Origin of the sequence: Gloeotrichia echinulata CP02 (genome assembly GCA_038087035.1) — a bacterium.
GTDB classification, from domain to species: Bacteria; Cyanobacteriota; Cyanobacteriia; order Cyanobacteriales; family Nostocaceae; genus Gloeotrichia; species Gloeotrichia echinulata.
The window spans coordinates 4,486,871-4,507,278 of the sequence record CP051187.1 but is presented as its reverse complement, the minus strand read 5'-3'; the positions used below and the strand labels follow the sequence as shown (position 1 = coordinate 4,507,278).

Genomic DNA, 20,408 nt, shown 5'->3' with positions numbered 1-20,408 from the left:
GCAGTTCGTACAGCCATCGGTTTCCCATCCTCATCTGGGTATTCAAGTGAACTACTGGATGAAACAAGAATCCCACGGCTTGAAGCCGTGGGAGCGTCAACAGACTCCAGTCATCTGGTTAAGTTACAGCAATTTTCACGCAATAACCACAGATCTTCGTAGGGGCGCAAGGCCTTGCGCCCCTACCCTCTGGTCTATTTACCTGAAAATGGCTGTAAGCCTAAAATTGAATATTTCCGTAGGTTGGCTTGAAGAAATAAAAAAAGACAGGCAATGAGCCTGTCCTGAAACTTAAAATTGATAATTGAGCAATGAATTTAGAAATTCATCTCAGCAGCTTGGACTTTCTCAATCTGCTTTTTCTTCAGTACCAACAGAACTTGAGCCATCATGACAAGCACAATGAAAGCAATTAACCATTGGATTCTCGAAGCATCTTGCAACACAATTTCTGCATCTCGTTGACCAAATCCGCCAACATTGGGGTTACTGGTCAAAGCATCACCAGTTTTCACAGCTTGGCCTTCAGCAACAATCAATTCTGGTCCTAAAGGAATTGTATCTGTTACCACTTCACCAGATTCTGGTTGGATGCTCACGAGATATTTGACGTTACCGTCTTCATCTTCCTCTTTCGCAATTTTGGTAATTGTGCCAGTAGCGGAAGCATTATATACTGTGTTGTTGCTCTTTTCACCAGTGGGGTAAACTTGTCCACGTCCCCGGTTCCCACCTACGTGAACTGAATATTTACCAAACTGGATGCTTTTGTCAGTTGCGGGGTTAGGAGAGAGAACTGGGAAGACAATTTCCTGATACTCTTCACCGGGAAGTGGTCCGACGATGACGACGTTTTCTTTGTCTTCGCTGTAGGGTTGGAAGGTAATATCACCAAGTTCTTCCTTCCATTCTTCAGGAATGCGTTCATCTGGAGCAATTTTGAAGCCTTCAGGTAGCATCAGTACTGCACCAACATTTAAGCCGACCTTAGAACCATCAGCACCCACCTGCTGCACATTGGTATCGTAGGGAATTTTCACCACCGCTTTAAATACGGTGTCAGGTAGCACGGATTGGGGAACTTCTACTTCCGTAGGCTTGGCTGCTAGGTGACAGTTAGCGCAAACAATCCGCCCGGTCGGTTCGCGGGGGGTTTCGGGATAGGTTTCCTGTGCCCAAAAGGGATAAGCAGCAGCAGATTGGGGAAGAGCGAGATCGCTGGTGAAGAAAAATGTCACCGTAGCGATCGCTATGAGCAATGTTTTTAGCATGGCTCTAGCACTGCGAGTTAAGCTCGCTGTAGTCAAAGCATTTCTCATCTCTATAAGGACAACGATTCTCTCATGAATTAGTTATTAGTCATTAGTCAAGGGTCATTAGTCAAGGGTCATTAGTCAAGAGTGTCGATTCCCGAACAAATGACTAGGGACAAATAACTCATGACAAAATGATTACGCCCACCAAGGTGCATCGCCGGTGCGGAAGTCGGTTTCAGTCCAAGGGGTCAAGACTACTTTGTCTTCTTGTACACTGGTATGAGCTAGAGCCAAAGATAGTGGTGCAGGACCGCGAACAACTTTACCAGTTGCGTCATATTGGGAACCGTGACAAGGACATTTAAACTTGTTCTCAGCCACGTTCCAGGGGACAACACAACCTAAGTGGGTACAAATGGCGTTAATGCCATAATCACCGATCGCCTCTTTGCTTTCTACCACCAGATAAGTCGGGTCGCCCTTCAGTCCTTGAACTAGGGAGCGATCGCCTACATTATGGCCTTCTAGAAATTTACTGACACTAACATCGTTGCCTAGTTCATCTTTTGCCGTTGTCCCGCCACCACTTCCACCAGTAACAGGTGGAATAAAGTACTTGACAACGGGATACAATGCACCCAGAGCCACTCCCGTTATCGTTCCAAAAGTGAGCAGATTCATGAATTGACGACGCCCCATATCGGGCACGTCTGCTGATTCAGAAAATTGAGCCATAATCTACGCGCTCTTTGTGTATTTTATTAAGCATTTAGACAAGAGTACCAGTACTTAAGCAACTCTTATCTGAATCGAAATGCTAGAGCCTTACAATAATGCCAAATTTCTCTATTCCAAGATATATTTAGCATCTTTTTTGTTAGCATTACATTTCTTTATATCCTTATCATACAAGAGTTACGGAACTTAACATCATAACTAAATGTAAAATCTAATTGAGACCAGCTATGACAGGACAGGAATTACGTCAAATTTTACTCGATAAGTGGGGACGCTCTTACGATATCCAGTTGCGGCGCTCCCAGGGGAAGATATTTTTGCAAGTGATGTGGAAATATCTAGAGCAAGCTTCCTTCCCCTTAAGCGAGGCTGAGTATCAAGGCCACCTCGATACAATCGCCAATTATCTTCATGCTTTAGGCGGCTCTAATCAAGTGCAAACTTTTATTACAAAAACGCGAGAGCGTCCACGACTCGGCAAAGCTGTCAGCATTCCGCTCGATTTGGGTGAACGCTCTTCGGAATGGATTTTATGATGGGACTGGGGACTGGGGACTGGGGACTGGGGATTGGGGATTGGGGATTGGGGACTGGGGACTGGGATTTGACACTCCTTAGCCTTTAGGCTAAGGATTGTTGGTTCAACGAGTCCACTTAGCCTAGACCCCTTGCGGTATCTAAGCCAGAGGTGGTTCTCTCCCCTAGCGTTAACTTTTGGTCTGCCCGACCATAGTTGCACATAGTGCAAAATTTGTTTGCAGTTTAATGCTGTTAGTCTAGTACCTGTAAATCTTTTACCTACTTCCAGGTGATACTAGAACTACGAAGTAGAACCAGCAAGATTTAGTTGTCTTGGCGTAGCCTCTCCCTTTGGGAGAAGGTGCAGCGTCTACTTGTTAGGTAGCAAATGGGTTTTTTATGTGGTTGATTACCCTGACACAAAGCCTATTATACCAAAAGCCGTCGTAGAACGACGGGGTTTTAGACCCAGATTTTTGATAAATCCAGTCATTTACCTGTCAACTTCACCAGACCAATACCACCAAAATAAAGTCCTAGCACGGCTCCTGCTAACAGACTTTGGGTTAGGGGGTCAGTAGAAGGTGTGAGAACTGCTCCTAAAACCACTGCGCCCATAATCACGAAGCGCCAACCAGAAAGCATTAGATCTGAAGAAACAATTCCTAAAGAACCAAGCAATAGTTGAATTACCGGAATTTGAAATGCTAAACCAGTGCTGAATAATAGCAGTAGCACGAATTCAAAATATTTATCAATTGACCATAATTGCTCGACAACATCAGCACCGTAGCTGATGAAGAATTTTAACGCTGCAGGGATGAGCAGCAAATAAGCAAATACTAACCCGCCGGCAAATAAAACACTCGATCCCAAAACCACAGGTCCGAGTAAGCGGCGTTCACGACGAGTCAGTCCGGGGAGAACGAACTGGATAATTTGGTAAAGTATGAACGGAGTAGAAAGCACCAAGCCGCTGTAAGCTGCGACTTTCAACGAGACAAAGAAATATTCCCCAGGAGCAAGTTGGAGAAATTTGACTCCCTGTGCGGGAACTTCTAAGAGTTGGACAATTGGCTTAACGACAAAAAAACAGCCGATAACGCCTACCGCTGCTGCAGCCAATGCATAAAATATCCGTTGTCGCAACTCCTCTAAGTGGTCGAACAGCGACATCTCGACTTCACCAGGTAAGTCATCAAGAGGATCAATTTCTGGGTCGATATCGCCAGGAGTTGAGACAGTGGCGTCTGGGGGAATTCCCAGTTCGTCAGACTGCGGTGCTGTGTCTAGGTCTTGTGGGGTCATGTTTTAGCTTGTCGGCAACATTTCTTAACTATTTTATCTACTTGACACTCCCCCGACAGAACAAGTGTTGAGAATCACCAATTTCTCAAATCTGATGCACCCTACTCATGTGCCACTAAGGGCGGTGTCAATAGGGCGCAAGGCCTTGCGCCCCTACAGATCATTGTCCTATTCCCGCGCCCCTACTGCGCCGGCAATTTTGGGTGTTCGGCGGAGTATTTGCCGACAATTTCGGAAATTTCGGGGTTGTAAAGTCTGAGATAATTCCAGTAGTTGCCTAAGACTTGGCGGACGTAATTTTTGGTTTCGTCAAAGGGAATTTGTTCGACGAATTCGTCTGGGTCTTTGGTGGTGATGGTTTGCAGCCATTTAGAAACATTACCCGGACCTGCATTATAACTGGCGATCGCCAACAAGGTATTATTATTATATTGCTGATGGGTATGATCCAAATACCAAGTCCCTAGCATGACGTTATCGTTAGGGTTCTCCAGGTTAATTTTTTTGAAGTCTACCTTGATTTGTGGGGCAATCCATTTAGCTGTGTCTGGCATTACCTGCATTAAGCCAGTCGCACCAACGATAGATTTAGCTTTTGGCTCAAACCGCGATTCTTGACGCATTAAGGCGGTGACTAGCAGGGGATTTAGCTGACGTTGGGCTGACCACTGTTTAATTTCTGGGAGATAGGGAAAGGGATAACGGGCTTGCCAATAGGTAATCTGTTTACTGAGAGCCTCATATTCAGCTTTTTCTGCTGGTGTTTCCCGGTCTTCCAATTTGGAGATTTTGTCAATTCCGATGAGATTTTCGCCATTTACCAGACGCATCAATCCTTCGGTAAATTGTTCTGCGACTGTGGGCTGGGTTTTGTTCTGAAATTCTGTCTCCCATTGCAACCAAGCATCACGGTCTTGACCTAATAGATACAGTTCTTTGAAGGTTTGTGAACCTGCGGTAGGTACCGGACGCTGGGGAGGGACGACTTCTGGGTTCATTTGGCGAACGGTGTTAAAGTTACCGACATTCAAGCCCAGTATTGATGCGGAGCGCCAAGCATAATAAGAGTAAGGAAATTTACTTATCACATATTCGTAAGCCTCTTGAGCTTCTTGCTGTTTCCCCAGTATGGTTGCCCATTTAGCTACCCAAAACCCGGCTCTGGGAGCCAATATGCTGTTGGGGTTGTTGGTAGGAATTGGTTCTGCAGATTGCCATGCACCGATGTAATCTTTAGCTTTGGCTTTATCTAGGGCATTTTTCCAGCGGTACTCTGCGGCTGCGTCAGAATTGCCGTACTTACTCAGTAGTAATTGCCAAGCGGCGTTAGCTGATTTATTCTCCTTAAGGGCTTCTAAGCTTTTGGCTTTGGCAACGATCGCTCTACTACCTAGCTCTGGAAATTTAGTGATTACTTGGTCAAGATATGGTATAGCATCTTTGCGGCTTTTCGCCATTTCTGCTAAACGCAGCAAAGCTGTCCCAGTTTCTGTGGCGTCTGGAAATTGTTTTACCAGTTGTTGATAACTGGCGATCGCCTTTTCTCGTTCTTTACCTCTGATCTGCAACCCGCGTCCAATGCGGTAAAGGCTTTCTGGTGTCTGGGGTGCTTTGGCGTAAGCGATCGCCGCTTTGTCAAATTGATTGTTTGTCCAATAAGCTGCGCCAATTAGTTCCCAGTCTTCAGGTTTGAGGTTGGGTTGTTTCACCAGGTCATCCAACACCCCAACTATTCCTGGTTGATCAGTGGCGTATTTTGCCAAAATTAACTGCAATTGTGGCTGATTCGGATTTTCTTGCAATCGCTTGCGGATAATTTCCCAGGTTAGGGGGTTGGAAGGAAATTTGGCGATCGCTGTATCTTGGAGTTTCGGTTGGGCTATGAGATATATAGCTTTGACTACCGCTGCTTCTTGAGGATATTGTTTGAGCAATTGCTGTCGAATATCCGAAGCTTTGCGGTTTTCGCCCAGCATGTCTTGTGCTTGCGCTTGTTTGAGCAAAATATAGGGAGCGAGAATAGGATAGTCTTTCTCTAGTCCTGTGAGTAAACTCAGCGCTTTTTTGGCTTGTGTTCTTTCAATGTAATCACTCGCCAAAATATAACGGGCGCGTTCTCGGTCTGGAAAGCCAGAATTCTGAGCTATATCTGTTAGTTTTGCCGCTCTTTCTGGCAGAGATTGTAACACCAGTGGGTAGACGGCTGATTTGGCTTTTGTCGCCTCAGATATTTGCTCAGGCTGACTCTTACCTTGTTTGAGCCATTGTCCCAAGGTTTTTCCAATCTCAGGTGCTGAAACCATCGCCCCTGCTAAAAAGGCACACAGTCCAGCACCAGCAATGAGAGGAATTGGATTTTCTTTAAGCTGCTTCAGCATGAATACCCGCTGAAAATTTCAGATGAATTTCTTGAAACTTTAGCATTACTAGCGCTCAGTGTTATCACTTTTCTATCTTAAGATTTTTCTTTCTATGGCAAAAAACCCAAATCCCTAATTTGACTGATGGTTGAGATTTGGCGACAATTTGCCCACACTCGACAGATAGTGCATACTTGATCCCATGACATCTATCTTAAGTATATAGTCTGCTGATTTCAGCCTAGCCGTATACCAATTTCAACGAAGAGGCAGGGGGCAGGGGGCAGGGGGCAGGGGGCAGGGGGCAGGGGGCAGGGGGCAGGGGGCAGGATCGAAGACCAAGGCGGCGCAGTCACCAGGGAAGAAATTCGCCGTCGCTTTGGGGATAATGTAACTGCAATTGTCGATGGTTGTACTGATGCTGATAGTATACCTAAACCGCCTTGGGAAGAGCGCAAAAAGGCATATATTGCTCATATTCCTACAGCATCCCCATCAGTGCGACTAGTGTCAGCCGCAGATAAACTTTACAACGCCCAGTCTATTCTTAAAGATTATCGCCTGTTGGGCGAATCGCTTTGGGAAAGGTTTGTGGGAGTTGACATACTCCCCGGCGTGAACGCACGGGGATTCTAATTCATGGTTCACAGAAATCCGCTTGCTATATCAAGTTTCCTATCAATAGTATTGGCGGTCTTCTCCCCATGCTTTTCATCTGGCGATGCAGATTCCCAATGCCCTTGGGTACTGTTGTTTTGCCACTCAACTCCTAATATCTTCATTCCTTTTTTGAGGATATTAATTGCCGCGTTCGTATCACGGCATATTTCAACCCCACAGTTATAACATGAATGAGTTCGGGTGCTGAGTGACTTTTTCACCCTATGTCCACAATTAGAGCAATCTTGGGAGGTGTAAGCGGGCGTTACTGCTACCACTGCCTTATCCCAGATTTTTCCGTAGTAGTCTAGCCATTGAGTGAACTGATACCAACTAGCGTCAGAAATCGATTTAGCCAAATGATGATTTTTGACCATGTTCGCAATCTTCAAATCTTCATAAACTACAACATCGTTAGATGTCACTACGCATCGAGCTTGCTTTATAGCCCAATCTTTACGCTGTCTTTGGATTTTTAGATGAACTTTACCTAATCGTTTCCGCGACTTGTGATAATTAATTGACTGAGGTTTTTTATCTTTAACAAACTTTTTGCTCAACCGTTTCTGAGCCTTGGCTAGTCTACGCTCAGACTTTCTCAAGAATTGGGGATAAATTACAACATTATCATTTTGGTCTTTAGTGAAATATTTTAACCCTAAATCTAACCCAACGACATTGCCAGTGAATTCCCCAACTTCTTTACGGTCAGCGTCAAAACAGAATTGGGCATAATACCCATCCGCCCTTCTGATTACCCGGACACGATTAATTTTAAGTCTATGAAGGTCTTCTCGCGTGGCTGAATTGCAGAATACAGATAAAGACCCAACTTTAAAGCCATCCGTGAAAGTAATAATCTTGCAATCATCAGATAGTTTCCAGCCTGATACTTTATATTCTACAGAGCGACAATGCTTTTTAAACTTGGGATAACCTTTCTTCTTCTCCTGCTTTTTACAACGTTTATAGAAACTTGAGATAGCAGCCCAAGCTCTTTCGGCACTGGCTTGACGCGCTGCGGAATTTAACTTTAAAGCAAAGTCAAATTCAATTGCTAAGTCCTTGCACAGCTTATATAAGTCAGCCTTACCAACCCCTTGGTTATCCATCCAGTAGCGAAGGGTCTTATTTCTAATGAATTGGGCAGTGCGAATGGCATCATCAAGAGCTTGGTATTGCTCCAGGGTTCCGTTTAGTAGCTTGGTTTCTCTGACTATCATGCCCGTATTTTATCACGGAATATTGCACATAAAACAATATTAGAAAATATAAAGCCGTCCTAGAAGGACGGGGCTTTTACCCATTTTTTCGGTAAAGAAGGTACTCTTTGGTATTATCGGGCACTAGCAGATACCTTCAGTCAGACAGGCTCAACTGCGCTAGTTGCAGAATTAGAACGGGTAGTATCCGCGCTAGAGGTATTGGTATCGCTTGAGATTATTCAGAAGAAATAAAGGTTGAAGCATGAAGAGTGAAAAATTCCTACTTCATACTTCATACTTCATACTTCTTCATATAAAACTGTAACAAAGATAACAGTTCTTTTTTGGCTAGCGAAACATACTACTTACTGAGCTATCTTCGTGAATTCGCCAGATAGTTTCTCCTAGTACATTAGCCACTGAAAGCACTACCAGTTGTGGAAAGTGACTGCTATCTGGGATCGGAATGGTATTGGTGACAATAACTTCCTCAAATACGCCACTGGACAACCGCTCAACTGCAGGTGGGGAAAATACTGCATGAGTGGCGCAGGCGTAAACTTGACGTGCGCCTTCTTCACGCAGTAGCTTGGCGCCTGCAGCAATTGTGCCGCCAGTGTCGATCATGTCGTCTACCAACACTGCTGTTTTGCCCTTAACATCGCCGATGACATTCATCACTTCAGCTATATTGTGAGCCTGACGACGTTTGTCAATAATTGCTAAGGGAGCATCATTCAGCTTTTTGGCAAATGCTCTAGCCCGTGCTACACCCCCGACATCGGGAGAAACAACTACAAGATCGGGTAGTTGTTTGCTCGCCAAATAATCCAGCAGGACTGGCGAACCGTAAACATGGTCTAAGGGGATATCAAAATAGCCCTGAATTTGAGATGAATGCAAATCCATTGCTAGAACACGGTTAGCACCTGCTTGTGTGATCAGGTTAGCAACCAACTTTGCAGTTATCGACTCACGTCCTGCGGTTTTGCGGTCAGCGCGAGCATAACCATAGTAAGGAATTACTGCTGTCACCTGTCGGGCCGAAGCTCGACGACAGGCGTCAATCATAATCAGTAATTCCATTAAGTGATCGTTGACGGGTTGACAAGAGGGCTGGATTAAATAAACATCACAACCCCGAATTGATTCTTGGATTTGAACGTAAAGTTCACCATCCGCAAATCTTTTGCGAATCATCGGTCCCAAGTCCATCCCCAGATAGCGAGCGACTTCTTGAGACAGTTGTAAATTAGCAGAGCCAGAAAATAGCCGCAGGCGATGATTTTCATTCACTCCTGTCGGCGCTGGTTGTATTTTTAAAGTTGCAGAACTGAGCACAGCAGATCCTCGATGTGCATTCATGGAAATCTTAACATCAGCAATTTATCAAATTTAACCGTAATAGTGTCAAAAAATATCTATTTAAGTTTAAACTTTTCTGTATAAAATTATAGATTGATAATTTTTCAGTAATTTCAGCAACCAAACTATTGGTAATTTATTAGGATAGGGCATGGGGCACTTGTACTGAGCGAAGCCGAAGTATAGGGCATGGGGAAAAGTCACCAATGCCAAAACTTGCCACCAAGTCGGCTCTTGAGCAACCTCAACCACCCACAAGGGGATGGATAAACCGCCGATTTCCAATGAATTTCTTTTGGACTAGCCCCTAGTCTAATGGCCCTTATTTTCAAGCTAGTTATCAGTTATCTAGTAGCCGCATTATCCCAGCTATGAAAGACTTTTGGCAATTGGCCGCAGGTGTTGGGGCGGTGAAACATGCGTACTTACGCTTCTACTATTCACTATTTTAACACCGTAGTTCTCCGTTCCACCACAGGAGGATTGCTGATGACATTTGGACGCTAGAACCTGGGCTGCGAATATTAGTGATCTCAAGTTGTGTCCAGAAATGGGAATTAGGTATGCTGGGAGGTGCGGGATACACTGCATACCCCCATAGCTAAGTTACTATTTTTAATGACATTTAGTATAAACTTTATACTTTCATCCTTTAGGTGATTTCTTCCTAAGTTGCTACTACACTCAATCAATCGATTATGCAACCACCGATTACAATTGGCACTGTCTTGCAAAACCGTTACCGCATAATTCAAATTCTCGGACAGGGAGGATTTGGTAGAACCTATCTCGCAGAAGACCCGCGACGCTTTAACGAACATTGCGCCATCAAGGAATTGATCACAACGACAACGGGGGCTTTCGTCTCCCAAAAAGCACAAGAACTTTTTGAGCGAGAAGCAGCAATTTTGTATCAAATCGAGCATCCGCAAGTACCTAAATTTCGAGAAAGATTTGAACAAGACCAGCGCTTGTTTTTGGTGGAAGATTACGTTGCTGGTAAGACGTACCGAACTATACTTTCTCAACGCCAAGCGGTTGGTCAAACCTTGACTGAAACAGAAGTATTGCAATTGATGCGCTTTTTGTTACCTGTGTTAGGACATATTCATAATCTAGGGATTATTCATCGAGATATTTCTCCAGAAAATATTATTTTGCGAGATAGTGACGCAATGCCTGTTTTAATTGACTTTGGGGTGGTAAAAGAACTAGCAACTCGATTACTATCTCCAGATAGCACAGCCTCAGTTACTACTGTGGGGAAATTAGGTTATGCTCCCAGTGAACAAATGCAAACAGGGCGAGCTTATCCTAGTAGTGATTTATATGCTCTGGCGGTGACAGCAATAGTTTTGTTAACTGGTAGAGAACCGACGGATTTATTTGATGAAACCCAACTTACTTGGAATTGGCAACGCTGGACAAGAGTTAATCCCCGATTCGCTGAAATTATAAATCGAATGCTGATTTATATACCGGGCGATCGCTACCAAAGTGCTGCTGATGTACTCCAAGCATTACAATCTGTAGATCAACCCAATGTTCCTGCACCTGAATTGTCGAATGTGCAAACAATTGCTGTTGGTCGCCGTCCTGATGAGCTACCGCCACATGTTCCCAATAAACCCAATCCGGTGATTCCCCCCAGCCAAAATAGCTCGGTTTTAGATAACCCTTTGGCAGTTGGGGTAATTGGGACTGCTGTAATTATTCTAGCAGGATTTGGTTCTTGGTCTTTGGTAAGTTCCATTCGTAGTCAGTCCAAAGCACCACCAGAAACACCACCACAAACTTTCCCTTCTCCAGTGATTGCTGGTGGAACTACACCTACATCTACACCTACACCTACATCTACATCTACATCTACATCTACACTTACACCTACATCTACACCTACATCTACTAATGGAAAATCTGTTTTATCTAGTAAACGCCTAAATCTGGAAGCATCTAATCCAACCAAAGTTGATGGTACTCTCACAGCTAATCAAGTAATTGAATACTCATTTTCTGGAAAAAAAGGACTTAAATTAAGTGTGCTAATTGAGCAGGGAAATGGTATTTTATTAACATTATTAGATGCTAATCAAAAACCAATTGATAGTAGTGCGGAAAAAGTTAAATTCTATGAAGGAACATTGCCTTTAACTGGTAAATATATTATGCAGTTAACTCTGTCCCCTGAAGTAGGGGAAAGTGATTATAGTCTCAGTGTTTCCTTAGAAAACCCAGTCGAACCAACGCCAACCGAAACGCCTATACAGACGCCCACACCAACACCAACGCCCAAGACAAGTCCAACTTCAACTCCAACAGCAACTCCAACAGAAAAAGCAACAGAAACACCAACTCCAACACCCACAGACACTGCTAATGAAGAAGAAAATAAACCTCCTGATGATACAACATCCCAACCAGATTTTACTCCCAAAAATTCACCGTAGTATGGTTGAATGCTGAGTACAGATATTGACAAATAAGAAATGACAAATGACAAATAACAATAGATTGTTGAACACACTACTGATTACTGGAACTGATACGGATGCTGGCAAAACTGTATTAACAACAGCGTTGGCTGCATATTGGCAAAAATATTACCCCCAGCGCAGTTTGGGGATAATGAAACCCATTCAATCGGGAGTGGGCGATCGCGAGTGGTATCAAAAGCTGTTTGTGCTGGAACAAACAGCCCAAGAAATTACACCTTTATATTTTCAAGCACCTCTAGCACCTCCCATCGCCGCAGCCAAAGAAAATCGTGATGTAGATTTAGCTATAGTTTGGCAAAGTTTGTCTAACTTGCGATCGCGTCGTGATTTTGTTTTAGTAGAAACCTTGGGAGGGTTAGGTTCACCAGTGACTGCAGAATTAACGGTAGCAGATTTGGCTGGACAATGGCGTTTACCAACAGTATTGGTGGTACCAGTCAGATTAGGGGCGATCGCCCAAGCAGTGGCCAATGTCGCCTTAGCTAGACAAACAAAAGTCAATCTCAAAGGCATCATTCTTAACTGCTCCCAACCCCGTACTGATGAAGAAATAGCAGACTTGACACCACCAGATTTAATTCAATCGCTTACTAATATCCCGATTTTAGGCTGCTTACCTTACCTAGATAAACCAGATGATTTGGATAAACTTGCCCAAATCACATCAAACTTAGATTTAGTTGATTTTCTGCTGCGTTAAAAATACCAAGTGCATCTATAACAATGGCAAAACCCGCAGATGTTAGCACCAAAAAACTAATTAGTCTAGCACCCGATAATTGGGTGCGATGGATAACACAAATTCCAGATATTACCGCTCTGGAAATTCTCTCTGGTGAATTTCAATGGATAAGTAGAGAAAGTGATGTATTAATTCGTGCTAATAGTCCTGAACATGGAGAATTTCTGGTATTAAACGAATTGCAATTACGCTATAGTGCCAAAATGCCCCGGCGAATACGTTCTTATACAGCACTGGCGGAAGAAAAATATGGCTTACCTACCTATCCCGTACTCATTAATATTCTACCAACAAATGATGTAATAATCCCCACTTCTTTTGCCTCGAATGTTGCGGGATTACGGGCGATTCAAGAATATCGCGTGATTAATTTGTGGGAAGTTGATGTGAATATTGCTTTTCAACAACCGTTACCATCTTTACTTCCCTTTGTACCAATTCTGAAAGGAGGGGATGACGAATCTACCATTAGGGAAGCATTACAAATTTTGCGTGGGAATGAAGACTTAAATCAACTGGAGACGGTTTTAGCTTTTTTTGCTAATTTTGTGTTAGAGAGTGCCTTAGTTCAAGAAATCATGAGGTGGGATATGGCTGTATTACGTGAATCACCCTGGTATCAAGAAATTTTACGTGAAGGAGAAGCGCGAGGAGAAGCACGAGGAGAAGCGCGGGGAGAAGCGCGAGGAGAAGCGCGAGGAGAAGCGCGGGGAGAAGCGCGGGGAATAATATCCAGTATCCGAACCAGTCTAGAGGCGAAATTTGGTAGCGAGGGATTGGAATTGATGCCTCAAATCTCCCAAATATCTGATTTACAGCGACTGCAAGGGATTTTACGAAGTTTAATATTAGCAAATACTGTTGAAGAATTGCGGCAAATTTTGTAATTGATCTTTATCCAAAAAAAAGTTGAAATACAGTAGGGTGGGCATTGCCCACCAAAACCAGAATGTGGTGGACAATACCTACAAATACTCTCCTAGGTCAACCAGATCAAATTTGATCGCAACAGATGAGTCCTATAGCACTTCCTATTCAGTGATGGTACTCAATTGTATCACGCGATGTAGGGGCACGGCACTGCCGTGCCCTTACCGATGTACCTCACTAGGGCGAGAAACGCTATAACGCTTCCTTTTCAACACAATTCCAAATCCTGCAGCCGTCAACGAGCCTAAAATCGTCAAAGGTTCAGGGACAGGGGAGGGGTTATATACAGTCAATACTCCCGCACCATCGCTGTTACTGGAAGTTTGCACTCGAAAGCCAAAGGTATCACCATTGTTGACGTTCAACGATACGGGGTTCGTGCTGTGGTCGCCATCTTTAACGGCTAATGGCGTATAGTTGCCATTGAGAAGATAGCCTGCAGAGTCAAATCCGGGAGTATCCAAGGTAAAATAACTCCAATTAAAGCTAATATTACCAGATCTAGATGGATTAATGGGGATAGTCCAATCTGTAATACCAGATGAATTGCTGCCGTTATCGCCCCCTGTGAGGATGACGCTGCCATTTGCGGCATTGCTGGTGTCTACAGTACCATTAGCATTAGTGTTAGTCAAAGTCCAATTACTAGCATTGTAACCACCATTGAACAGATTTGCAGCGGTTGCTTTGCTAGGAAGAGTAGACATAATGCCCAGTGTAGCAGAAGTTGCTAAACCAAAGCTGAGGATATGGCGATATTTGCTGGAGTTGATTTGAGAAAGCATATTCATTGGGTAAAGGTAGTTTGAAGGTTTACTTTTGCGTATCAGTTGCGGGTTGTTTTGAGATGCACGAAGATGAGGGAAGGGGGGAGTGTGAAGTTTTGAGTTCGTTCGCTGAAGTTCCGAGTTCCGAAGTCGAAGTTCCGTGTTCCGAAGTCGAAGTTCCGAGTTCCGAAGTCGAAGTTCCGTGTTCCGAAGCCAAAACTTCTTCCCCACGATAAAACTCAGCACTCCCCTGAGAAGTTAGACAAAGTAATTACTGGATACCAATGACCCAGGGGTTAAAGTACCGACTATTCCTGTCACCTCAATGAACAGGTCGCTGTTAGCATTAAAGCCTGCGGTGCTATCGTTGACAGCTAGATAGCTGCGTCGTGTCGGGACGGTAGCACCATAGCTAAAGAACACCGCCTGATTAGCGCCTAATGCTTGCGATCCTGGGGTTGTAGGGTCAGCATCAGCGTAGACTGCAGTGACAGCAGCTGTTAAATTGGCAGCAGAGATATTCCCTGCGTTGAAGGTAGCGGTGGGAATATTGGCTAAATCTATGCGATCGCCCTGACCGGGATTAAAACTACGAAGGCGATCTGGATTAGCAAATAGTGAATCGGTGAAGTTGTTGTAGACAAACCTATCACCACCATCACCACCGGTGAGGACATCTTTACCCGCACCACCATTGAGGATATCATTGCCAGCACCACCATTGAGGTTATCGTCGCCTCCTTGTCCACTGATAGTGTCATTCCCATCACCACCTGTAAACACATTGTTACCACTAGTACCTGCGAAGGTGAGAGGTAAATTTATATCATCATTCAAGATGTTGATAGTGCCTTGACTGGTGACGAGAATTGCTCCATTAGGATTAGTTAAGTTAACAAAGAAACTCTCATTAGACTCTACATTTGTATCACCCAAAATGGGGATATCTACGGTTAGCTCAGTAGTACCAGGAAGGAAAGTTAAGGTGCCACTTGTAGCGGTGTAGTCAGAACCTGCAATGGCTTTGTTAGCTCCATTACCATCAAGTGTTGCATAATCCACAGTCACAACCCCAGTGTTGGGACTGGATAGATTCACGAATAAGCTGGCGGTGCGGCTACCACTATTCCCTTCAGCTATAGTCGTACTATTGATAGTGACAAAAGATGTGTCCCCAACGTCGGTAACGTTAATCGTCAACGGTTTCTCGTAAGATAAACCGCCTTTATCTGTGGTTCTGACTCGGAGATTGTAACTATTCTTAGTTTCAAAGTCGAAGGAGGCTGTAGCTATGAGTTGATTACCTAAAATGATAAATTTGCTGTTATCGGAGTCACCTGTTCCAGAAACTAAGCTGTAGGTAAAGCTCTCAGACAAATCAGGGTCTGTCGTATCAAAAGAGCCTATTACTGTGCCAACTGGTTTATTTTCGGCAATTGTATTATTAGACAGACTGATATTTGTCGGAGCTTCGTTAACGTCGGTAACGTTAATCGTCAACGGTTTCTCGTAAGATAAACCGCCTTTGTCTGTAGTTCTGACTCGGAGATTGTAACTATTCTTAGCTTCAAAGTCGAAGGAGGCGTTAGCTTTGAGTTGATTACCTACAATGGTGAATTTGCTGTTATCGGAGTCACCAGTTCCAGAAACTAAGCTGTAGGTAAAGCTCTCAGACAAATCAGGGTCTGTCGTATCAAAAGAGCCTATTACTGTGCCAATTGGTTGATTTTCAGCAATAGTGTTATTAGACAGACTGATATTTGTCGGAGCTTCGTTAACGTCGGTAACGTTAATCGTAAACTGTTTCTCGTAAGGTGAATCGCCTTGGTCTGTGGTTCTGACTCGGAGATTGTAACTATTTTTAGTTTCAAAGTCGAAGGAGGCGTTCGCTTTGACTTGATTACCGTCGATGGTAAATTTGCTGTTATCGGTGTCACCAGTTCCAGAAACTAAGCTGTAGGTAAAGCTCTCATTAAAATCAGGGTCTGTCGTATCAAAAGAGCCTATTACTGTGCCAATTGGTTGATTTTCGGCGATGTTGGTATTAGACAGAGTGAGATTTGTTGGAGGCTCGTTAACGTTGGAGACCGTAATAGTAAACGGTTTCTCATAAGATAAACCGCCTTTGTCTGTGGTTTTGGCTCGGACACTGTAACTATGTTTCTGAGTTTCAAAGTCGAAGGGGGCTTTGGCTTGGAATTGATTACCTACAATCGTAAATAGGTTGTTATCGGTGTCACCAGTTCCAGAAACTAAGCTGTAGGTAAAGGTTTCAACCAGATCCGGGTCTGTGGTGCTGAAATTGCCTACGGTTGTTTGATTTTCGGGAATCTTGACTGTAGACAGCGTGATATTTGTCGGAGCTTCGTTAAGGTCGGTAACGGTAATAGTAAAGGGTTTGTCGTAAAATGAACCATTGTTGTCTGTGGTTCTGACTCTGACACTGTAACTATCCTGAGCCTCAAAGTCGAAGGGGGCTTTGGCTTGGAGTTGATTACCTGCAATGGTAAATAGGCTATTATCGGTGTCACCAATACCAGCGACAAAGCTGTAGGTAAAGGTGTTACCAGGGTCTGGGTCTGTAGTGGCGAAATTGCCTACTATTCCTTGATTTTCAGGAATTTTGACCGGAGATAGCGTGAGATTTGTCGGCGCTTGGTTGGAGATAATGGTTCCAATGACAGGGGTTGTTGTACCAATGTTGTAACCACTACCTGTGGCAAGAGTTACAGCAACGGTTTCATTAGGTTCAACTATGGTGTCTGGTGTTGGGTCAATGGTGAGAGTAGCAGTAGTTGCACCAGCATCAAAGGTAATTGTACCAGTGGTGCCGTTGAAACTGGCTGCACCAAGTTGGGTGTAGTCGCTGTTGAAGGTAGCAGTACCACCAACGCTATAGTTGACGGTTAAAGCATTGGTTATAACTCCCTTTCTGGTGAAGGTGTAAGCTAAGTTGGTTGTCTGATCTTCAACGACGCTGCTCGGAGAGACTGTTAAAGTAACTTCTGTGTCATCATTAACAATGGTTCCAATGACAGGGGTTGTTGTACCAATGTTGTAACCACTACCTGTGGCAAGAGTTACAGCAACGGTTTCATCACTTTCAACTATGGTGTCTAGTGTTGGGTCAATGGTGAGAGTAGCAGTAGTTGCATTAGGGGCAAAGGTAATTGTACCAGTGGTGCCGTTGAAACTTGCTGCACCAAGTTGGGCGTAGTCGGCGTTGAAGGTCGCAGTTCCGCCAACGCTATAGTTGACGGTTAAAGCGTTGGTTGTAACTCCCATTCTGGTGAAGGTGTAAACCAGGTTGGTGGTAGCATCTTCGGTGACAATGGCAGGATTTACCCCTAAAGTAATGCCCTGATCATTATCTTTAATGACTAAGGTGGTACTATTTGGTGTTCCGAGATCGTAACTGGTAGTATCAATTAATGACAGAATTAGAGTTTCATCCCCCTCTAGGACAGTATCATCAATGGGAGTAACTGTAATCGTGGCAGAAGCCTGTCCAGCTGGAATAATTATGCTGCCAGGCAAGGGGTTGTAATCGGCGGTAGTAGCAGTTCCCGAAATTGAGTAATTCACGGTGAGAGGACTGGCACTGCTACCTGTCCGACTGATAGTAAATGTCCCAGGATTGGGGGGTGTGCTTTCGCTGATGTCGACATCAGTAGCAGTCAGCGTGACAATAGTTGGGTTGCCAAAACTGTCTGCTTGAATAAAGACTGCCGAGTCATAAATACTATCGCTTGTATCGGCAATTGCCAGCTTTACTGTACTAGGAATGCCAGGAGTAAGATTGCTGGCAACTGCACTCAATATCGTCGTCAAACCATCAAATTGAGTATCGAAAGCGTTATTACCATTGGATCGAAAAAATTGCGAGTTATTGACATTGTTGACAGTATTGATACTAACGGGCGTTGTCGTACCAGGAATGAGAGCAATATTTTGACCATTGACGAAAAAAGCAAAAACGTCATTAAACGATGAACCGACAAACTCAAGATACTCTTCGGAAGCAAACACAAAGGCAAAGCTGGCAGTGGTAGATGCCGGAATAAAGTCAAACTTTAATACTGCCGCATCATTTGTGGTTAGAGGAGCGACTATGTTATTTAGATTTGTGTCACCTGGTGTACCGTTGTTAGTGCTGATACTACCACTGTTGTTTGGACCTATGGCATTAGCTATATTTCCACTGCTAAGAATGATCCCTTGATCGATGCGTAAACCTGCTGCTAGTCCTTGACTAAAAAGCCCTCCCGCAACATTACTACCCGTAAAACTTACATTGCTTACTTCCACGCCAGCACCGATTAAACTGGTGACAAGAGTTATGGGAGTTACGCTATTCAGATTGGTTGTATTCAAAGCCATAAAAAAGTTCCCTTTCGATTTAAATTACTGACTTTTCATATCCCCCCTCTTCGGGAGGGACTAGAACCGTTTCATTTTTCCCGCAGTCCTTTAGCTATCGACAATTTAATGCCAAGCCACTGCAGCAATTCTCAAATTTAGGAGAACTGTGGTTTAAAAAAAACAGCACTATCCACCCGCCAAGCGCTTTAAGCCAGGCGCAGGGTACACACAAAGGAAATAAAGAATCTCAAAAATCAGGAGTGCTGTATAGCCAAGATTCCGTAATTGCTATTTTATTAAGCAATATCACGTATACAGATTCGATGCTAAACAGTAACAAATAAACTCTTCCCACCAAATAAAGGTGGACGGAAAGACTTAATTTAAGCAAGTCAAGCACCTTAGAAGACGTGATTACGGCTTTTTAAGCAGCAAAAGCAGATATTTTCTTGGCAAATAAGTCTCATTTCGCACCTTAAGGCATGTACGAAATTAAACTTATGATCAAAATCAATGTAATTTATTTATCTGCAAGAAAAAATACTCTCTTACGTAAATTCATGAAATCTTTAATTATCTAATCAGATAAATTTGACTGCATAAAAGTTGATAATATTTTTTAAGGATATGGTAAATTTTACTGGCAGATATATTAAGAAATGTAAAGAAAGTTGTACTAATCGAGTAAAATAAAAGATCAGTTTTGCGAGGTGTTCGATGAGTATCCTTGACCGCCGCCGTCAACTTCAACAACAGATTGCTCAACTTCCAGATGACCAACTGACCCAGGTTGAGCAATATCTAGCATTTCTTGATTTTCAGAAAACAGTTCCATCTCAATCAGAAGTGACCAAATCACCTTCCACTGGAGCTTCGATTCTGGCATCTTTAGAGCAAGCACACATTCCGCCCGATTCTCCTGAGTCGGATGAGAAGAACGCACAACCACCGGAGGATTTTACCGCTAAGATCGCTGAAATAAAACAACGTGGCGATCGTTCTCAATCTATGATCCGACGAGGTTCTACAGGTCAAAACTTGCTCAAATTTGCTGGTACTTGGCATGGAGACGACCTAGAGGAGTGCCTAGCATTTCTTCATGCAACCCGCTCAAAAGCGAAGTTTTAAGCCAATAATTTATGTATTTGCTGGATACCAATCACTGTAGTTATCTCATTAACAACAATCCTCAAGTTGTCGCAACTGCTCAAAGCTATGCTCAAGATACTTTTGGGATTAGCATCATTAGCTATGGTGAGTTGCTCTACATGACAGAAAAATCAGAGCGTCGAGAGATGAATTTACAAGTGGTTCAAGCATTCCTGACAGAGATTGATATTTATCTGATCAACACAGAAATAGCTGAGATATACAGTCAACTGAAGAACCGCATTTTTCGTCAATTTGCCCCAAAAGAAAAAAACAAACGCCGTAGTACCCGCATTCAGGATCTCGGTTTTGATGACAATGATCTATGGATCGCCGCAACAGCAATTTATCATAATATTACTCTCGTCTCTGCTGACAGCGACTTCACTAGGATTCAGCAAGTTTACAACTTTTCAGTGGAATCCTGGATTTAATTGCTTCTCTATCCGTTCTGTGATTTGAACTTTTGTGCGGGTTCCTCCCAGATCGGGGATTCTTACAGCCGTTTTCAGTTAATTAAACCACAGACCAAAGTAGGGGCACAGCAGTGCT

General features: G+C 43.6%; 15 protein-coding genes and 1 pseudogene. 7 read left to right on the top strand and 9 right to left on the bottom strand.

What is annotated here, in order from left to right; translation table 11 throughout:
* Window positions 1–317 precede the first annotated feature (317 nt).
* The gene (gene petA, locus HEQ19_19745; protein ID WYM01397.1) at window positions 318–1,319 is read right to left on the bottom strand and encodes an apocytochrome f; all 1,002 of its coding nucleotides are present in this window, start codon (window positions 1,317–1,319) and stop codon (window positions 318–320) included.
* Between the two features lie 132 nt (window positions 1,320–1,451).
* Window positions 1,452–1,991 (bottom strand): cytochrome b6-f complex iron-sulfur subunit, encoded by a 540-nt coding sequence (locus tag HEQ19_19740; GenBank protein WYM01396.1) that lies wholly within the window; start codon window positions 1,989–1,991, stop codon window positions 1,452–1,454.
* Window positions 1,992–2,221: 230 nt separating this feature from the next.
* Here HEQ19_19740 and HEQ19_19735 point away from each other — a divergent pair, with 230 nt between their 5' ends.
* On the top strand, window positions 2,222–2,530 hold the full coding sequence (locus HEQ19_19735; GenBank protein ID WYM01395.1) for a DUF3067 family protein: 309 nt from the start codon (window positions 2,222–2,224) through the stop codon (window positions 2,528–2,530).
* Between the two features lie 472 nt (window positions 2,531–3,002).
* On the opposite strand, the gene tatC is transcribed toward HEQ19_19735, so the two are convergent.
* Window positions 3,003–3,821, bottom strand: coding sequence for a twin-arginine translocase subunit TatC (gene tatC / locus HEQ19_19730; GenBank protein ID WYM01394.1), 819 nt, complete (start codon window positions 3,819–3,821; stop codon window positions 3,003–3,005).
* Between the two features lie 182 nt (window positions 3,822–4,003).
* Window positions 4,004–6,199, bottom strand: coding sequence for a transglycosylase SLT domain-containing protein (locus HEQ19_19725; GenBank protein ID WYM01393.1), 2,196 nt, complete (start codon window positions 6,197–6,199; stop codon window positions 4,004–4,006).
* A gap of 312 nt (window positions 6,200–6,511) precedes the next feature.
* Here HEQ19_19725 and HEQ19_19720 point away from each other — a divergent pair.
* Window positions 6,512–6,772 (top strand): annotated as a pseudogene (locus HEQ19_19720) (HD domain-containing protein).
* Window positions 6,773–6,825: 53 nt separating this feature from the next.
* Here the strand turns inward: HEQ19_19720 and HEQ19_19715 are convergent.
* Together HEQ19_19715 and HEQ19_19710 are read right to left on the bottom strand one after the other, a co-directional pair.
* Window positions 6,826–8,064: a transposase gene (locus HEQ19_19715; protein ID WYM01392.1), complete on the bottom strand. Its 1,239-nt coding sequence runs from the start codon at window positions 8,062–8,064 to the stop codon at window positions 6,826–6,828.
* 330 nt (window positions 8,065–8,394) lie between these two features.
* Entirely contained in the window at window positions 8,395–9,411 is a 1,017-nt protein-coding gene (locus tag HEQ19_19710) for a ribose-phosphate pyrophosphokinase (GenBank protein ID WYM01391.1), read from the bottom strand.
* Between the two features lie 698 nt (window positions 9,412–10,109).
* Between HEQ19_19710 and HEQ19_19705 the strand changes: the two genes are divergently transcribed.
* The 3 genes from HEQ19_19705 to HEQ19_19695 all read left to right on the top strand — a co-directional run bounded on the left by HEQ19_19705 (window position 10,110) and on the right by HEQ19_19695 (window position 13,535).
* Window positions 10,110–11,858: a serine/threonine-protein kinase gene (locus HEQ19_19705; GenBank protein WYM01390.1), complete on the top strand. Its 1,749-nt coding sequence runs from the start codon at window positions 10,110–10,112 to the stop codon at window positions 11,856–11,858.
* A gap of 67 nt (window positions 11,859–11,925) precedes the next feature.
* On the top strand, window positions 11,926–12,606 hold the full coding sequence (gene bioD / locus HEQ19_19700) for a dethiobiotin synthase (GenBank protein ID WYM03514.1): 681 nt from the start codon (window positions 11,926–11,928) through the stop codon (window positions 12,604–12,606).
* Window positions 12,607–12,629: 23 nt separating this feature from the next.
* Window positions 12,630–13,535, top strand: coding sequence for an Rpn family recombination-promoting nuclease/putative transposase (locus tag HEQ19_19695; GenBank protein WYM01389.1), 906 nt, complete (start codon window positions 12,630–12,632; stop codon window positions 13,533–13,535).
* Window positions 13,536–13,739: 204 nt separating this feature from the next.
* Here HEQ19_19695 and HEQ19_19690 read toward each other — a convergent pair whose 3' ends face one another.
* Genes HEQ19_19690 through HEQ19_19680 form a run of 3 tightly spaced genes read right to left on the bottom strand, consistent with a single transcriptional unit; the run spans window position 13,740 to window position 18,725 of the window.
* Window positions 13,740–14,363, bottom strand: coding sequence for a PEP-CTERM sorting domain-containing protein (locus HEQ19_19690; protein ID WYM01388.1), 624 nt, complete (start codon window positions 14,361–14,363; stop codon window positions 13,740–13,742).
* 28 nt (window positions 14,364–14,391) lie between these two features.
* On the bottom strand, window positions 14,392–14,562 hold the full coding sequence (locus HEQ19_19685) for a hypothetical protein (protein WYM01387.1): 171 nt from the start codon (window positions 14,560–14,562) through the stop codon (window positions 14,392–14,394).
* A 41-nt stretch (window positions 14,563–14,603) separates the two neighbouring features.
* Window positions 14,604–18,725, bottom strand: a complete 4,122-nt coding sequence (locus HEQ19_19680) for a choice-of-anchor L domain-containing protein (GenBank protein ID WYM01386.1) — start codon at window positions 18,723–18,725, stop codon at window positions 14,604–14,606.
* Window positions 18,726–19,424: 699 nt separating this feature from the next.
* Between HEQ19_19680 and HEQ19_19675 the strand changes: the two genes are divergently transcribed.
* The gene (locus tag HEQ19_19675) at window positions 19,425–19,835 is read left to right on the top strand and encodes a hypothetical protein (protein WYM03513.2); all 411 of its coding nucleotides are present in this window, start codon (window positions 19,425–19,427) and stop codon (window positions 19,833–19,835) included.
* A gap of 11 nt (window positions 19,836–19,846) precedes the next feature.
* Window positions 19,847–20,290, top strand: coding sequence for a type II toxin-antitoxin system VapC family toxin (locus HEQ19_19670; GenBank protein ID WYM01385.1), 444 nt, complete (start codon window positions 19,847–19,849; stop codon window positions 20,288–20,290).
* The last annotated feature ends 118 nt before the right edge of the window (window positions 20,291–20,408 follow it).

Excerpts from the sequence above, each read along its gene's own strand:
- HEQ19_19740 (WYM01396.1), bottom strand. The coding sequence starts at position 1,991 with ATGGCTCAATTTTCTGAATCAGCAGACGTGCCCGATATGGGGCGTCGT.
- HEQ19_19735 (WYM01395.1), top strand. The coding sequence starts at position 2,222 with ATGACAGGACAGGAATTACGTCAAATTTTACTCGATAAGTGGGGACGC.
- HEQ19_19670 (WYM01385.1), top strand. The coding sequence starts at position 19,847 with ATGTATTTGCTGGATACCAATCACTGTAGTTATCTCATTAACAACAAT.
- HEQ19_19675 (WYM03513.2), top strand. The coding sequence starts at position 19,425 with ATGAGTATCCTTGACCGCCGCCGTCAACTTCAACAACAGATTGCTCAA.
- HEQ19_19710 (WYM01391.1), bottom strand. The coding sequence starts at position 9,411 with ATGAATGCACATCGAGGATCTGCTGTGCTCAGTTCTGCAACTTTAAAA.
- HEQ19_19690 (WYM01388.1), bottom strand. The coding sequence starts at position 14,363 with ATGCTTTCTCAAATCAACTCCAGCAAATATCGCCATATCCTCAGCTTT.
- HEQ19_19705 (WYM01390.1), top strand. The coding sequence starts at position 10,110 with ATGCAACCACCGATTACAATTGGCACTGTCTTGCAAAACCGTTACCGC.
- HEQ19_19695 (WYM01389.1), top strand. The coding sequence starts at position 12,630 with ATGGCAAAACCCGCAGATGTTAGCACCAAAAAACTAATTAGTCTAGCA.
- HEQ19_19680 (WYM01386.1), bottom strand. The coding sequence starts at position 18,725 with ATGGCTTTGAATACAACCAATCTGAATAGCGTAACTCCCATAACTCTT.
- HEQ19_19715 (WYM01392.1), bottom strand. The coding sequence starts at position 8,064 with ATGATAGTCAGAGAAACCAAGCTACTAAACGGAACCCTGGAGCAATAC.
- HEQ19_19725 (WYM01393.1), bottom strand. The coding sequence starts at position 6,199 with ATGCTGAAGCAGCTTAAAGAAAATCCAATTCCTCTCATTGCTGGTGCT.
- petA (WYM01397.1), bottom strand. The coding sequence starts at position 1,319 with ATGAGAAATGCTTTGACTACAGCGAGCTTAACTCGCAGTGCTAGAGCC.
- tatC (WYM01394.1), bottom strand. The coding sequence starts at position 3,821 with ATGACCCCACAAGACCTAGACACAGCACCGCAGTCTGACGAACTGGGA.